This window comes from Pseudomonas sp. JV414 (genome assembly GCF_032424305.1).
GTDB classification, from domain to species: Bacteria; Pseudomonadota; Gammaproteobacteria; order Pseudomonadales; family Pseudomonadaceae; genus Aquipseudomonas; species Aquipseudomonas lini.
In genome coordinates this window covers 950597-964405 of sequence record NZ_VYKC01000022.1, presented here as the reverse complement: position 1 = coordinate 964405, position 13809 = coordinate 950597, and the positions used below count along the sequence as shown (strand labels likewise).

The window sequence follows — 13809 nt, the reverse complement described above, 5'->3', positions numbered from 1 at the left end:
GGAATCTGCCATGCGCCGCACCCTGCTTTCCTGCGCCCTGCTGCTCGCCGCCGGGCACGCCGCTGCCAGCACCGCCTGGATCTCCAACGAAAAGGACAACAGCCTGAGCCTGATCGATATGCAGACCCTGAAAGTCACCGAGACCCTGCCCGTCGGCCAGCGCCCGCGTGGCCTGTTGCTGTCCCACGACAACAAGCTGCTGTACATCTGCGCCAGCGATTCGGATCGGGTCCAGGTGATGGACGTCGCCACGCGCAAGATCATCAAGGAACTGCCCTCGGGCAAAGACCCTGAGCAATTCGCCCTGCACCCTAATAATCGCTGGTTGTACGTCTCCAACGAGGACGATGCGCTAGTGACGGTGATCGACACCGAAACTTCCAAAGTGCTTGGGCAGATCAGCGTCGGCGTCGAGCCCGAAGGCATGGCCGTCAGCCCCGACGGCAAGTGGGCGGTGAACACCAGTGAAACCACCAACATGCTGCACTGGATCGATACCAGCACCCAGACCCTGGCCGACAACACCCTGGTCGATCAGCGGCCGCGTTTCGTCGAATTCAATCCCGATGGCTCGCAGCTCTGGGCCTCGGCGGAAATCGGCGGCACGGTGACGATTCTCGACGTCGCCAGCCGCAAGACCCTCAAGACCCTGACCTTCCAGATCAAAGGCGTGCACCCGGACAAAGTCCAGCCGGTGGGGATCAAACTCAGCGCCGACGGCAAGTACGGTTTCGTCGCGCTCGGCCCGGCCAATCATGTGGCGGTGATCGACGCCAAGACCTTCAGGATTGTTGATTACCTGCTGGTGGGCCGGCGCGTCTGGCAGATGTCGTTCACCCCGGATCAACGGCAATTACTGGCCACTAATGGCGTCAGTGGCGATGTGTCGGTAATCGATGTCGACAGCCTCAAGGTCACTAAATCGGTGAAGGTCGGGCGCTATCCGTGGGGCGTGGTGGTAACGCCATGAACGCCCTTGAAGTCAGCGACCTGAGTTTCGCTTACGGCCAGCGGGAGGCCTTGCGTCAGGTGAGTTTCAGCCTGGCACCGGGACGTTTTGCGGCGCTGCTGGGACCGAACGGCGCGGGCAAGTCGACGCTGATCGCCCTGCTCACCCGCCTTTATGATGTGCAGCGCGGTGATATTCGGGTCGGTGGCTGTTCGTTGCGCAACGCGGCACGCCCGGCGTTGAAGCAGTTGGGTGTGGTGTTTCAGCAAAGCACTTTGGATCTGGACCTTAGCGTCGAGCAAAACCTGCGTTATCACGCCGCGCTGCATGGCTTGTCTCGGCGCCAGACTGGCCTTCGGGTCGACGCCGAACTGACGCGCCAGGCGCTGACCGAACGCCGTCGCGAACGGGTGCGTGAACTCAATGGAGGCCATCGTCGGCGGGTGGAAATCGCCCGTGCGTTGTTGCATGAGCCAAGCCTGCTGCTGCTTGACGAGGCCAGTGTCGGCCTTGATCCGGCCAGTCGCCTGGCGCTCAACCAACACATCCGCAGCCTGTGTCGCGAGCACACCATCAGCGTGCTCTGGACCACTCATTTGCTGGATGAAGTACAGCCCAGCGACGACTTGCTGATCCTGCATCAAGGCCGTTTGGTGGCCAGCGGACAGGCGGACGCGCTAAGCCTGGAACACGGCGGCGACCTCGGCTCGGCCTTCGCTCGCCTGACCACCTCGGTCTCTTCAGGAGCAGTCGTCCAATGAACGCTTACTGGCAATGTTTCAGCGGTATCGTACTGCGCGAATGGCTGCGCTTTGTGTTGCAGCGCACGCGGTTTCTTAGCGCATTGGTGCGACCATTGCTGTGGCTGCTGGTGTTCGCTGCCGGTTTTCGCGCGGCACTCGGCATCGCCATCATCGAGCCCTACGACACCTACATTCCCTATGAGGTGTACATCATCCCGGGCCTTGCCTGCATGATCCTGTTGTTCAACGGCATGCAAGGTTCGCTGTCGATGGTCTACGACCGGGAGATGGGCAGCATGCGCGTGCTGCTGACCAGCCCCCTGCCCCGGACCTTCCTGCTGTGCAGCAAACTGCTGGCGACGTCGCTGATTTCTCTGTTGCAGGTGTATGCCTTTTTGGCGATTGCCTGGCTGTACGGCGTGCAACCGCCGGCCATGGGTTTGTTGCTGGCGTTGCCGGCGTTGCTGCTGGTCGCGTTGATGCTCAGCGCGCTGGGCCTGTTGTTGTCCAACGCCATCCGCCAACTGGAGAACTTTGCCGGGGTGATGAACTTCGTGATTTTCCCGCTGTTTTTCCTGTCGTCAGCGCTGTATCCCCTGTGGAAAATGCGCGAGTCCAGCGAGTGGTTGTATTGGCTGTGCGCCTTGAACCCGTTCACCCATGCGGTGGAACTGGTGCGGTTTGCGCTGTATGAACGTTTCAACCCGGTCGCGCTGGTGGTGTGTGTGGGGCTGACGCTGGTATTCGCCCTGCTGGCGGTACTCACCTTCAACCCGCAGCATGCGGCCCTGCGCAAAACCAACTGACAACACATTCCCCCTGTGGGAGCGGGCTTGCTCGCGAAGAGGCCAGTACATTCAACAACTTTGTCGACTGACACACCGCTTTCGCGAGCAAGCCCGCTCCCACATTGGATCTTCATTGAGCACAGCATTGGCGTACGACGCAGGTCCCATAAAACAGCACAAATTACTACTTTAGTACTGGTTTACCTGTCTATCGTCGCATTCACAACGCACCGCTACTGGCATGTAATGGGTTCATAACTATAAGGACTGAACCCCCATGCCGCGTGCACGACGTGTTCTGCTGTGCCCTTCTCTCGCCGCGCTGTTGCTGAGCCTGTTGCTGGGCGCCGCGCAGGCTGAAACGGCGCTGTTCTCCGCCGAAGGTTATCGCATCGGTCTATACCGCAGCCCGACCCCGACTCAGCTCCAGGGGGCGAGTATCATCGACACGCCCGCCCTGCAAAACCTGCTCAAGCACACACCGCAGCCGCTGCTGATCGATGTCTACCGCCGGCAATGGCTGCAAGGCCGTTTCATCGAAGACGAGGCCCACGAAAACCTGCCCGGCAGCCATTGGCTGGCCAATACCGGTGACGGCGACCTGCCGCCCCCGTGGCAGGATTATTTCGCGCGCCACCTGCAGCAATTGACGGCGGGCGACCTGACGCGACCGTTGGTCTTTTACTGCCGCTCCGATTGCTGGTTGAGCTGGAACGCGGTAAAACGCGCCGCTTCCATGGGCTATAAGACACTGTATTGGTACCGCGACGGACTGGATGCGTGGCAAGCGGCAAATCTGCCCCTGACGCCGGCACGGCCCGAGCCCTTTCCCTGACTTGAGCGCTTGCGAGTTGTTGCCACACCCTGATCAAAAAAATAATGAGGTGAAAGGCCATGTACAAAATTCTGATTGCCGACGATCACCCGCTGTTTCGCGAAGCCATTCATAACGTCATCAGCGACGGTTTCCCCGGCAGTGAGGTCATGGAGACCGCCGACCTCGACAGCGCCCTGGCCCTGACCCAGGAACACGACGACCTGGACCTGATCCTGCTCGACCTGAACATGCCCGGCATGCACGGCCTCAATGGCCTGATCAACCTGCGCAACGAGGCGCCGACCATTCCGGTGGTGATCGTCTCGGCCGAACAGGACAAACAAATCGTGCTGCAAGCCATCACCTATGGCGCGGTGGGGTTCATCACCAAGTCATCGCCACGGGTGCAGATGACCGAGGCCATCCAGCAGATTCTCAATGGCAACGTCTACCTGCCGCCGGACATCATCCGCACGCAGAAAAGCGGCACTCATCGCCGGATGAATGACACCCCGAGCTTCCCACCCGAATTGCTCCAGGCGCTGACCCGCAAGCAGTTGCTGGTGCTTGAGCGCATGACCAAGGGCGAGTCGAACAAACAGATCGCCTACACCCTGGAAATCGCCGAAACCACGGTCAAGGCTCACGTCTCGGCGATATTGCGCAAACTCAATGTGCACAATCGGGTGCAGGCGATTTTGAGTGCCGGGGATATTGATTTCGGGTCGTATTTGCGGCGCTGATTCTGGGGGGGCAACAGTTAGACCGAATCGCCCCCATCGCGGGCAAGCCCGCTCCCACAGGTTTGTGGAGATCCTGTGGGAGCGGGCTTGCCCGCGATGGCGTCAGTGAACACACCAGAAAACTCAAGGCCGACCAAGCAAATGACTCATCGCCGTCTTGAGCTTCATCGGCCGCACCGGTTTGTGCATCAGGGTGTGGCCCAGTTCGCGGATCTGCTGTTTGAGTTCGTTGCTGTAGTTGGCGGTGATCATCATCGCCGGGATCGCTGAAGCGCGACGGGCGTTGATGCGGGCCACGGCGTCGACCCCATTCTTCTCATCATCCAGGTGATAGTCGGCGATCAGCAGATCGGCCTCGTCGTGATAATTATCCACTTGCCGCGCCAGGTCCTCCTCCGACAGCGCCGTGACCACCCGGCAGCCCCACCCCTCGAGCAAGGTGCGCATCCCCGCGCAAATGGCCGCGTCGTTGTCCAGCACCCACACCCGTGCACCGCGCAGGCGTTCGAGCATCGGTTCGCTCATCAGCAGGTTCGGCAATGCCTTGGGCGCCGTGGCACTCAAAGGCACTTCGACGGAAAACATCGAGCCTTTGCCCGGCCATGAACGCACGTGAATCCGATGGCCGAGAATGCGGGCGATTTTCTCGACGATCGCCAGGCCCAGCCCCAAGCCGCGATCCTGATCGGGACGCTGTACGTCACCGCGTTTGAACTCCTGAAAAATCTCCTCCAGACGGTTTTCAGCAATGCCCATGCCGCTGTCCCAGACTTCGATGGTCAGCCGCTGATGATGACGCCGGCAGCCGAGCACCACACGCCCGCTGTAGGTGTAGCGAATGGCATTGCTCAGCAGATTACGCAGGATCCGCGCGAGCAACTGGATGTCGCTGCGCACCAGCGCCGAACACGGGATGAAATGCAGCTCAAGCCCTTCACTGCGGGCCACTTGGGTGTATTCGGCGGCGAGGTTTTCCAGCAATTCGCTCAGGGCAAATGGCGCAATGTCGGCCTTGATCACCCCGGCATCGAGTTTGGAAATGTCCACCAGGGTGCCCAGCAGGTTCTCCACGTCTTCCAGAGAATTGCTGACGTTGCGCACCAGGATTTCGTTGGCCACCGGCTCCCGGCGTTCCAGCAAGGCGCTGGTAAACAGCCGCGCGGCATTCAGCGGTTGCAGCAGGTCGTGACTGACCGCCGCGAGAAATTTGGTCTTCGACAGGTTGGCCTGCTCGGCCTCGAGCTTGGCCTCGCGCAAGCGTGACTCCACCCGGCGGCGCTCGTCGATTTCGCGCAGCAATTGGTCATTGAGGGTGGTCAGTTCGGTGGTGCGTTCACGCACCCGCAATTCAAGGTTCTGATAGGCCTGATGCAGCGCCTCGGCGGTGCGGCGGCGCTCGGTGATGTCGCGGATCAACACGAAAATCCCCACCACTTCCCCGGTGGCCAAGCGATTGGGCACGTAGGAGCGCAGCATGTAGCGCTCCTGATTATTGATGTTGGTTTCGGCAAACTCGAACGTCACGCTCTCGCCGGCAAGGGCCCGGGCCACGTAGGCTTCCAGGCGTTGATAATGCTGTTCACTGTGAACTTCGCGCAGGCTCTGCCCGAGCATCACGCCCCGGGGCCAGCAGTACCATTCTTCGTAGACTTTGTTGGTGAATTCATAGACCAGATCGGCATTCAGGTAGGCGATCAGCGCCGGCACATGGTCCGTGATCAGACGAATCCAGCGCTCACTCTCGCTGAGCGCTTCGGCGTGCTGGTAGCGTTCGGTGATATCGGTGAAGGTGTTGACGAAACCGCCGGTGGGCAACGGATGGGTGCGGATTTCCAGCACCCGGCCATCGTAGAGGCGCTGCTCGCATTCTTGCACGTGCCGCCCGTTCGGGTCGCGACTGGCCGGGGTCAGCAGGTTCAGTTCGCTGTCGGCAATCACTTCGGCGAATGGCCGATGGGCCGCCACCGGGGCCAGGCCGCTGAGCTCCAGGAAACGCCGGTTCCACAGTTCCAGAATGCCCTCGGCGTTGACCATCGCCACCCCTTGGGACAGGTTGTCGACCGCCCGTTGCAACAAGTGCGACTTCTGCGCCACGGCCTGCTCGCGGCGCAGGGTTTCGCTGAGTTTGACGTCGGTAATATCAGTGAACAGGATCACCCGCCCACCTTCCTGAGTCGGCCGTTCGCTGACTTGCAGCCAGCGCCCGTTGTGCAGGCGATAGAGCAGGTTTTCGTCGGCATGCCCGCGGGGTTCTTCACTGAACAGTCCGGTCGAGGTCATCAACCGTTTGACCTCGCGCAGGCGCATGCCGGCGGTAATCCGCACTCGACTGTTACCCCAAAACGCCTTGAAGCGGCTGTTGAACAGCACGATCCGCTGCTCGGCATCGAACAATACAAAAGCGTCGGAAATGCTTTCGATGGCGTCGATCAGGTGTTGATGGGCAGTTTCGGCCCGCAGTCGTGCCTCGCTGAGCAAATGATTGCCGGCCTTGAGTTCGGCCATGGCCTGGTTCAGGGCGTCGGTGCGCTCACGCACCTGCTCGGCCAGCACCACCGAATGCTGGAACGCCGCATACGGATCGTTGCCCCGGGTGATGCCGGATTCGATGCGCTCGATCAGCGCGCCATTGATGCGCTGCAGTTTGTGGTTTTCGTGGCGCAGGCTGGCGATCTGCGCCTGAAGGTCAGCGCTGTCCAGGGGAGCGGCCTCGGGCAATGGCAACCCCGGTGAAGGTCTGGTTGATGTGCATGCCATTGAACTGTTCTCCGTAGGTGTTGAAACCCATCACCCGCTGGTCCCGCAGAAACGCGCCGATCTGCTCGAGATTGCCGCCGTCTTCCAGCTCCAGACGCCTGAGAAAACAGTCGCAGCCGATGGTCAGCAACAGGTCCCCGAGACGCTCCTGCAAACCGTCGAACAGGTTTTGCAGATTCGGCAGCATGGGGCCCGGGGTCATGACGGTGAGGACGATGCCGTTTTCCACCGCACAGTAGAAACTCAGGCTCATGTCCGGATGAACCTGCTGGATCGCCCGCACGTAATACTGGTCGTTGATCCGCACCGCCAACGGGTGCGCGGCAAAGATCCGATAATCGAGGTCAGCCACCGCCACGCCGATGTGCCGGGCGTACTCCTCGGCGGCTGGTTCGGCGTTGAGCTCGAATACCCGGCGCGAGGCGCTGTCGGCAGCGGTGACCACCAGTTTCTCGGCCCTGGGCAGGATGTGGTGGGTGGTGAAAACTTCGAAGTCCAGCCAGGTATTGACCAGCACCACCACCGCCGCGCCGCTGTGGAACTCGCCGCCGAAGTACACGTGGGTGTGGGTCAGGTAGTTGTCGTCGCCGGCCGAACCGCCGAAATGCGGAATGTCGCCCAACGCCGCACTCAAAGCCGCGAGCACCATTTCTTCACGACTGGACAGGCCATCGAGCAGGGTCAGGGCAAAGCTGTTGCCCTTGATCGGCGCCAGGGTGTTGCTGCGACAGCCACTGACCAGTCGCTCGACCATTTGCTGGGCATCGATCAGGCTGAAATGTTCCATTTCGTCGATCAGTTCGGTGGAGATGGAAAAGTGCCGATGATCGAAGCCCACAGCCGTCACGCAGCTGCGGCCATAACCTTGGGGGGTGATTTCTCCGGCACTGGTGCAGCCCACCAGGCGAATGCCGCCGAAGCTCTGTTGCAACGCCTGCCCCAGCGCCTGCAAGTCGTACTCGGCGGAACAGAAGAACAGCACGAAGCCCAAATGCGGGTGCAAGAGTTGTCGCGCCAGATCCTGAGCCGCTTGCTGGGCATCGGTGGCCTGGGACATGGCACTGACCACACCGTCATTCTGAACCTGCTGCATCCTCGCCCCTCGCCGGTGCGCCTGTATGAGGCACGAGTGTACGAAGCCTGCGGGCGGCGGCGAATGCTACTTGGGTAGTGGGTGGGTGGTTCGATGGGATGAGAGCCGGACGGCATCCTCAAACCACCGAATGTCCCTGTAGGAGCGAGGCTTGCCCGCGAAGAGGCCGTCACATTCAACATTAATGTCGACTGACACACCGCTTTCGCGGGCAAGCCTCGCTCCTACAGGGGATCTGCGTTACCAGGTCAACACCGCCCCCACCGCAAACGTATCGGTGTCTTCATTCTGGGCGCTGGTGTCGTGGCCGTTGATTTCGAACTGGTTGTACTCGGCCACCAGCTTCAGGTTGTCGTTGACGTCATGGAACAGCGCAATGCCGCGGGTCTCGTAATCGGCGCCGCTGCCGACCACGCCGTTACCGTCATCCTCGGTCTTGCCGTAAGACAGGGCCAGGCGGTTCTTGCCGAGTTTGTAGGAGCCCTGCAACAGGTAACCGTCGCTGTCGACATTGCGCAGGGTCGGTTCGCCGGCGTTGTTGGTGAAGAACGGATTGATGCCCTTGGCCTGGAAACCGGAGCCGGTCAGCGACAGCCCGCCCATCTTCGCCTGCACGCCGTAGCCGACGCCTTTGGAGGTGACGGACTCGACGCTGGAGTCGGTGTTGTCCGAAGTCTGGTAGCTGCCGTTGAGCCAGCTGTAAATCTTCGCCCCGCCGACGTCGAACTGATAGGTGATCTCGCTCTCGGTGCGCGGGTTCTCCTGATACGCCTTGCCCGTCGCGCTGCTGTCGTTGGTGTCGACCGGGTCCATGATCCCGACCGCCACCCGCAAACCGTCCATCACCGGGGTGCGATAGGTAATCTGTGACGTCGGGAACGGGTATGGGTAGCCGCTGCCGATGTTGCCGAACGACACCCCGCCGCCGTCCACCAGGCCCAACGTATCGCTGACCTGACCATAACCGGCGAGCAATTCGTCGAGCAGGATGTTGGAGCGGGCAAACAGGCCGAAGTCCTTGCCGATCAACACCTCACCCCACTCTGGATTGGCCACCGTGCCGTAGAACTGCCGCACGTCGATGGCGGTGTCGGTGCCGTTGGTTTCGCTGTCGTTGATGGTCACCCAGAACGAGGCGCGGGCGCCGAGCTTGAGGTCATCGACCTGCTTGCCCATGTTGAAGCCCAGGTAGTTGGGCAGAAACCCCATCTTCACCCGTGCCTGGCGCCGGTCGTACTGCTCGCCGGCCCGGTCCACGTCACTGTTCACATAGAAGGCGTTGATGTAGCCATCCGTGGAGAACGTGGTCTGGTCCTTGTCGTACAGCATGATCTCGGCCTCGGCCATCGAGCTCAGGCCAAGGGAGGACAGGCTGGCGATGAAGGCCGGCAAGAAACGATGCTTGAAATTCTTATTGTTGTGCATGACGCGCTCCGCAACGGGGGACTTGATGTCGGAGGCGATTATCGAAAGTGGACCGGCGGCGTCATACGCTGCCTTGGGGGCGGTTGTCAGGTGCTTTGGGGTGGCCGGTGTAGCGCGGCAAATTCGGTGTAAGACCGCCCGCCGGACAGGCCCGGAACTTAGGGTGTAAGCCTGTGGACCGGACTGGCGCCCACAGGAACCGGTATCCGCTAGACGAGCGCTCTAAACAGCATGTAAACGGCGATCACCCCGCAGACGCTGGCGAAGCCGATCTGCAGCCCTCGGGCCGGCACCCGCGCGCAGAGTTTTCGGCCAAGGATCATCCCGACGATGCTGGCGACAATGAACGACACGCCCAAACCATCGATCCGCACCCCGGCATGAAACGCGCCGATCACGCCAATCACCGAGATCAGGCTGATCACCATCAACGACGTGGCGACGATCCCGCGCATCTGCACATCGGTCAGTTGCTTGAACGCCGGCACAATCAGAAAACCGCCACCGACCCCGAGCAGCCCCGAGACCACACCGGTCACCGCGCCGAGTGCCGCCAGGGTCGCGGTGCATTTGGCGGTCCAGGAAAAACGCCCGGTCTGCTGATCGAGCATGCAGTTCTTCTGGCCCCAGTTGGCATGCCCGTGATCGCTCGGACCATCGTCGTGCTTTTCCCGGCGCAACATCCGCCAGGCCACCATGACCATCAGCAGACTGAACAGGACCATCAGGATCTTTTCCGGCAACTGATGGGCGAAATAGATACCTACCGGCGAAAACACCGCGCCGAGCAGTGCAATCAACAACGCCGCGCGATAGCGCACCAGGCCATGGCGCAAACCGTCAATTGCACCGATCGCCGCCGCACTGCCCACCGCGAACAAGGCGACGGGCGCCGCTTGGGTCATGGTCAAACCCAGCCCCAGCACCAGGGCCGGCACCGCAAGAATACCGCCACCGGCACCGGTCAAACCGAGCACCAGGCCCATGACCACACCGAAAAAACTGGCCAGCAACATAGGGTTCTCTCAGTCAACCTTGGACAGATGGGTCAGCCATTCACGGCCCTTGAGCAGGCCATTCCAGTAGAACCACGGCAGCAAGGTCGCCTTGAGAAACCAGGCCGAACGGCGCGGCACCGTCGGGTCGAGGGGAAAGGTCGGCAGCAACTTACCGGCGTAACCGAACTCGGCGAGAATCACCTTGCCCTTCTCCACCGTCAGCGGGCAGGAACCGTAGCCGTCGTACTTGAGTGGCAACGGTAGTTGCTTGCGCAGGGCCAGCAGGTTTTGCGCCACCACCACGATTTGCTTGCGCGCGGCGGCGGCAGTTTTCGCGTTGCTGGTGGAGCAGACATCGCCCAAGGCAAAGACGTCTGTATAGCGCACGTGTTGCAGGCTCTGTGGGTTCACTTCGCACCAGCCAGCGGCATCGGCCAACGGGCTGTGGCGGATGAAATCCGGCGAGACCTGAGGCGGCACGACGTGCAGCAGGTCGAAGGTTTTTTCTTCTATGGTTACGACACCTGCAGCGTCCTTGATCTCGAACCATGCGGTTTTCGACGGTCCGTCAACCTTGACCAGATTGGAATTGAAGGCCAGCCGGGCGTTGTACTTTTCGATGTACTTCATGAGCGGCGGCACGAATGTCGCCACGCCGAACAACGCAGCGCCGGCCAGATTGAACTCGACGTCGAATTTGTTCAGAACGCCGGTTTTGCGCCAGTGATCGCAGGACAAGTACAAGGCTTTCTGCGGTGCACCGGCGCATTTGATCGGCATCGCTGGCTGGGTGAAGATCGCTTTGCCGCCGCGCAATCCCCGGACCAGTTCCCAGGTGTAGGCCGCGTGCCGATAGCTGTAATTGGAGGTCACGCCGTTCTGGCCGAGGGTGTCCTGCAAGCCTTCGATTTTCTCCCAGGCCAGGCGCAAACCGGGGCAGACAACGAGGTTCTGGTAACTGACGGTGCGACCATCGTCGAGGGTCAGCTGTTTGCTGTCGGGGGCGATGTCAGTCACGGACGCCTGCAACCAGGTGGCCTGACGCGGCATCACCGAGGACATCGGGCGCGCGGTGTTTTTCACCGCGTAAGCACCACCGCCCACCAGCGTCCACGCCGGTTGGTAGTAATGCTGGCTGTCGGGTTCGATGACGGTGATGTTTAAACCCGGATCGCGTTTCAGCAGGCTGGCAACCAGGCCAATGCCGGCGGTCCCGCCGCCTATTACCACGATGTCGGCACTGATGGATGGGCCCCAGTGTTGATCGTTCATCATTCATTCCTTGTTATTGCACGCAGGGCGCCGGGTTCATTAAGTCACGGAACCTGTGGGAGCGGGCTTGCTCGCGAAAGCGGTGTGTCAGGCGACATCATTATTGACTGTGCCGCCGTCTTCGCGAGCAAGTCGAATCGTCGCACCGCCGCTCCCACATGGATTGCGCTTAACTGACCGGCATCAGGTTCAGCCCCAGCTTTTCAGCACCGCTCCGCAATACAGGCCGGACAGCGTCTTCATCACCTGAATCACTTCGTGACTGGCTAAACCATAGAATATGTACTTGCCTTCACGACGGGTGACGACCAATCCCTCGTCGCGCAGGATGCCCAGCTGTTGGGACAGTGTGGGCTGGCGCACGCCGGTCATTTTTTCCAGTTCGCCGACGTTGCGCTCGCCCTGAGTCAATTGACAGAGGATCAGCAAGCGGTCCTCGTTGGCCAAAGCCTTGAGCAGCGCGCAAGCTTTTGAGGCCGAGGCCCGGAGCTGGGCGACTTCACATTCGGTCAGACTGGATTGCATTTGCAGGATGCCTTCGACGTCACTTAAGCTGCGGACATTATGTTTAAACATAAAGTGTTGCAACCGGTTATTGCCCTCCCGCCCCTTTCCACAGGTTCGTACTCATGTCTGCGTTGATTGAAGCCTTCCTCGACCCCGCCTCGTCGACCTACAGCTACGTGATATACGAACACGATGGCGGGCACTGCGCGATTGTCGACCCGGTGCTGGATTACGACCCCGCCGCCGGGCGCACCGCGACCGTCCAGGCAGACAAAATCATCGCCTTCGTGCGCGAACATCAGTTGCAGGTGCAATGGCTGCTGGAAACCCACGCCCATGCCGATCACCTGTCGGCCGCGCCTTATCTGCGTCGGGAACTGGGCGGCAAGATTGCGATTGGTCAGTCGATCAGCAAGGTTCAGGGGGTATTCAAGACGCTGTTCAATCTCGAACCGGGATTTAGCGTCGATGGTTCACAGTTCGATCACCTGTTCGCGCCGGACGAGTCATTCCGGATCGGTAACCTCAAGGCCACGGCCCTGCATGTGCCCGGGCATACCCCGGCGGACATGGCGTATTTGATCGACGGCGATGTGATTCTGGTGGGCGATACGTTGTTTATGCCGGACGTCGGCACCGCGCGTTGCGATTTCCCCGGCGGCAACGCCAATCAGATGTTTGCCTCGATCCAGAAACTGTTGGCCTTCCCCGCCAGCGTGCGGCTTTACGTCTGCCACGATTACCCGCCCACCGGCCGCGCCCCGCAATGCCAGAGCACGGTTGGCGAGCAACGCAAAAGCAATATTCATATTCACGACGGCATTGATGAGGCCGCTTTCGTCGCCATGCGCACCCAGCGCGATGCCGGGTTGGGTATGCCGACGCTGTTGTTGCCGGCGATTCAAGTGAACGTGCGGGCGGGGAATTTGCCGCCGGCGGAAGAGAATGGCGTCACCTATTTAAAGATCCCCCTGAATCAACTCTGAGCTTCGATCGTTCCCACGCTCCGCGTGGGAACGCCGCCAGGGACGCTCCGCGTTCCGCTTGCGGATGTGACGCGGAGCGTCACGGGATGCATTCCCACGCGGAGCGTGGGAACGATCATCAAACGGGGTTTCTTCAATTGGCCAACGTCAACCCATTCGCCGGCAACGGCAGCGCCGTCTTATACCTCACCTGTTTGAGCGCAAAGCTGGAACGGATGTTCGCCACCCCCGGCACTTTGGTCAGAAAATCCATCATGAAGCGCTCCAGCGACTGAATGGTCGGCACCAGCACGCGGATCAGATAGTCAGGGTCGCCGGCCATCAAATAGCACTCCATCACTTCCGGGCGATCCGAGATCGCCTCTTCGAAATGCTGCAACGCCTCCTCCACCTGTTTCTCCAGGCTGACGTGAATGAACACATTCACATGCAGCCCCAACAGGTCGGCATCCAGCAGGGTCACTTGCTCACGAATCAGCCCTAATTCCTCCATCGCCTTGACCCGGTTGAAGCACGGCGTCGGCGACAGGTTCACCGAGCGCGCGAGGTCGGCGTTGGTGATGCGCGCGTTCTCCTGAAGGCTGTTGAGAATGCCGATATCGGTACGGTCCAGTTTGCGCATGAGACAAAACCACCTGCTTTTTATGTTTATGCAGATTTTTTATCCTCAAATGACCTCAAGCGCAACGAAACAGAGAGAAATATTCTTCTTGGGCCGGCCTATGATTGTT

At 60.6% G+C, this 13809-nt stretch carries 13 protein-coding genes; 6 read left to right on the top strand and 7 right to left on the bottom strand.

Annotated features, from left to right (window positions below; genetic code table 11):
* Positions 1-10: 10 nt before the first annotated feature.
* The 5 genes from F6R97_RS28395 to F6R97_RS28375 all read left to right on the top strand — a co-directional run bounded on the left by F6R97_RS28395 (position 11) and on the right by F6R97_RS28375 (position 4040).
* Positions 11-970: a YVTN family beta-propeller repeat protein gene (locus F6R97_RS28395; protein ID WP_315867476.1), complete on the top strand. Its 960-nt coding sequence runs from the start codon at positions 11-13 to the stop codon at positions 968-970.
* Positions 967-1710: an ABC transporter ATP-binding protein gene (locus tag F6R97_RS28390; RefSeq protein WP_050682597.1), complete on the top strand. Its 744-nt coding sequence runs from the start codon at positions 967-969 to the stop codon at positions 1708-1710. The genes F6R97_RS28395 and F6R97_RS28390 overlap by 4 nt, the downstream gene beginning before the upstream one ends.
* Entirely contained in the window at positions 1707-2498 is a 792-nt protein-coding gene (locus F6R97_RS28385; RefSeq protein WP_315867475.1) for an ABC transporter permease, read from the top strand. Before F6R97_RS28390 ends, F6R97_RS28385 begins: the two co-directional genes overlap by 4 nt.
* 259 nt (positions 2499-2757) lie before the next feature.
* Positions 2758-3315 carry a PQQ-dependent catabolism-associated CXXCW motif protein gene (locus F6R97_RS28380; protein WP_315867474.1) on the top strand — a complete coding sequence of 186 codons (558 nt, stop codon included), beginning with the start codon at positions 2758-2760 and terminating at the stop codon, positions 3313-3315.
* Positions 3316-3374: 59 nt separating this feature from the next.
* Entirely contained in the window at positions 3375-4040 is a 666-nt protein-coding gene (locus F6R97_RS28375) for a response regulator transcription factor (protein ID WP_008005351.1), read from the top strand.
* Positions 4041-4163: 123 nt separating this feature from the next.
* On the opposite strand, the gene nahK is transcribed toward F6R97_RS28375, so the two are convergent.
* The 6 genes from nahK to F6R97_RS28345 all read right to left on the bottom strand — a co-directional run bounded on the left by nahK (position 4164) and on the right by F6R97_RS28345 (position 12110).
* Positions 4164-6797, bottom strand: coding sequence for a hybrid sensor histidine kinase/response regulator NahK/ErcS' (gene nahK, locus F6R97_RS28370; RefSeq protein WP_390176082.1), 2634 nt, complete (start codon positions 6795-6797; stop codon positions 4164-4166).
* A complete protein-coding gene (gene nosP, locus F6R97_RS28365) occupies positions 6727-7890 on the bottom strand; it encodes a nitric oxide-sensing protein NosP (RefSeq protein WP_038984192.1) in 1164 nt (387 codons plus the stop codon). The genes nahK and nosP overlap by 71 nt, the downstream gene beginning before the upstream one ends.
* Positions 7891-8130: 240 nt before the next feature.
* Positions 8131-9315 (bottom strand): porin, encoded by a 1185-nt coding sequence (locus F6R97_RS28360; RefSeq protein ID WP_008005357.1) that lies wholly within the window; start codon positions 9313-9315, stop codon positions 8131-8133.
* A 209-nt stretch (positions 9316-9524) separates the two neighbouring features.
* Positions 9525-10331, bottom strand: a complete 807-nt coding sequence (locus F6R97_RS28355) for a sulfite exporter TauE/SafE family protein (RefSeq protein WP_050682599.1) — start codon at positions 10329-10331, stop codon at positions 9525-9527.
* 9 nt (positions 10332-10340) lie between these two features.
* Positions 10341-11585: an FAD/NAD(P)-binding oxidoreductase gene (locus F6R97_RS28350; RefSeq protein ID WP_315867473.1), complete on the bottom strand. Its 1245-nt coding sequence runs from the start codon at positions 11583-11585 to the stop codon at positions 10341-10343.
* A gap of 189 nt (positions 11586-11774) precedes the next feature.
* A complete protein-coding gene (locus tag F6R97_RS28345) occupies positions 11775-12110 on the bottom strand; it encodes an ArsR/SmtB family transcription factor (RefSeq protein ID WP_032830345.1) in 336 nt (111 codons plus the stop codon).
* A gap of 104 nt (positions 12111-12214) precedes the next feature.
* Between F6R97_RS28345 and F6R97_RS28340 the strand changes: the two genes are divergently transcribed.
* The gene (locus F6R97_RS28340) at positions 12215-13078 is read left to right on the top strand and encodes an MBL fold metallo-hydrolase (protein WP_038984196.1); all 864 of its coding nucleotides are present in this window, start codon (positions 12215-12217) and stop codon (positions 13076-13078) included.
* 133 nt (positions 13079-13211) lie between these two features.
* Here the strand turns inward: F6R97_RS28340 and bkdR are convergent, their stop codons facing one another.
* On the bottom strand, positions 13212-13700 hold the full coding sequence (gene bkdR / locus F6R97_RS28335; RefSeq protein WP_017339472.1) for a Bkd operon transcriptional regulator BkdR: 489 nt from the start codon (positions 13698-13700) through the stop codon (positions 13212-13214).
* Between the last annotated feature and the right edge of the window lie 109 nt (positions 13701-13809).

Excerpts from the sequence above, each read along its gene's own strand:
- F6R97_RS28375 (WP_008005351.1), top strand. The coding sequence starts at position 3,375 with ATGTACAAAATTCTGATTGCCGACGATCACCCGCTGTTTCGCGAAGCC.
- F6R97_RS28355 (WP_050682599.1), bottom strand. The coding sequence starts at position 10,331 with ATGTTGCTGGCCAGTTTTTTCGGTGTGGTCATGGGCCTGGTGCTCGGT.
- F6R97_RS28380 (WP_315867474.1), top strand. The coding sequence starts at position 2,758 with ATGCCGCGTGCACGACGTGTTCTGCTGTGCCCTTCTCTCGCCGCGCTG.
- F6R97_RS28345 (WP_032830345.1), bottom strand. The coding sequence starts at position 12,110 with ATGCAATCCAGTCTGACCGAATGTGAAGTCGCCCAGCTCCGGGCCTCG.
- F6R97_RS28350 (WP_315867473.1), bottom strand. The coding sequence starts at position 11,585 with ATGAACGATCAACACTGGGGCCCATCCATCAGTGCCGACATCGTGGTA.
- F6R97_RS28340 (WP_038984196.1), top strand. The coding sequence starts at position 12,215 with ATGTCTGCGTTGATTGAAGCCTTCCTCGACCCCGCCTCGTCGACCTAC.
- F6R97_RS28395 (WP_315867476.1), top strand. The coding sequence starts at position 11 with ATGCGCCGCACCCTGCTTTCCTGCGCCCTGCTGCTCGCCGCCGGGCAC.
- nahK (WP_390176082.1), bottom strand. The coding sequence starts at position 6,797 with ATGGCATGCACATCAACCAGACCTTCACCGGGGTTGCCATTGCCCGAG.
- F6R97_RS28360 (WP_008005357.1), bottom strand. The coding sequence starts at position 9,315 with ATGCACAACAATAAGAATTTCAAGCATCGTTTCTTGCCGGCCTTCATC.
- F6R97_RS28385 (WP_315867475.1), top strand. The coding sequence starts at position 1,707 with ATGAACGCTTACTGGCAATGTTTCAGCGGTATCGTACTGCGCGAATGG.
- F6R97_RS28390 (WP_050682597.1), top strand. The coding sequence starts at position 967 with ATGAACGCCCTTGAAGTCAGCGACCTGAGTTTCGCTTACGGCCAGCGG.
- nosP (WP_038984192.1), bottom strand. The coding sequence starts at position 7,890 with ATGCAGCAGGTTCAGAATGACGGTGTGGTCAGTGCCATGTCCCAGGCC.
- bkdR (WP_017339472.1), bottom strand. The coding sequence starts at position 13,700 with ATGCGCAAACTGGACCGTACCGATATCGGCATTCTCAACAGCCTTCAG.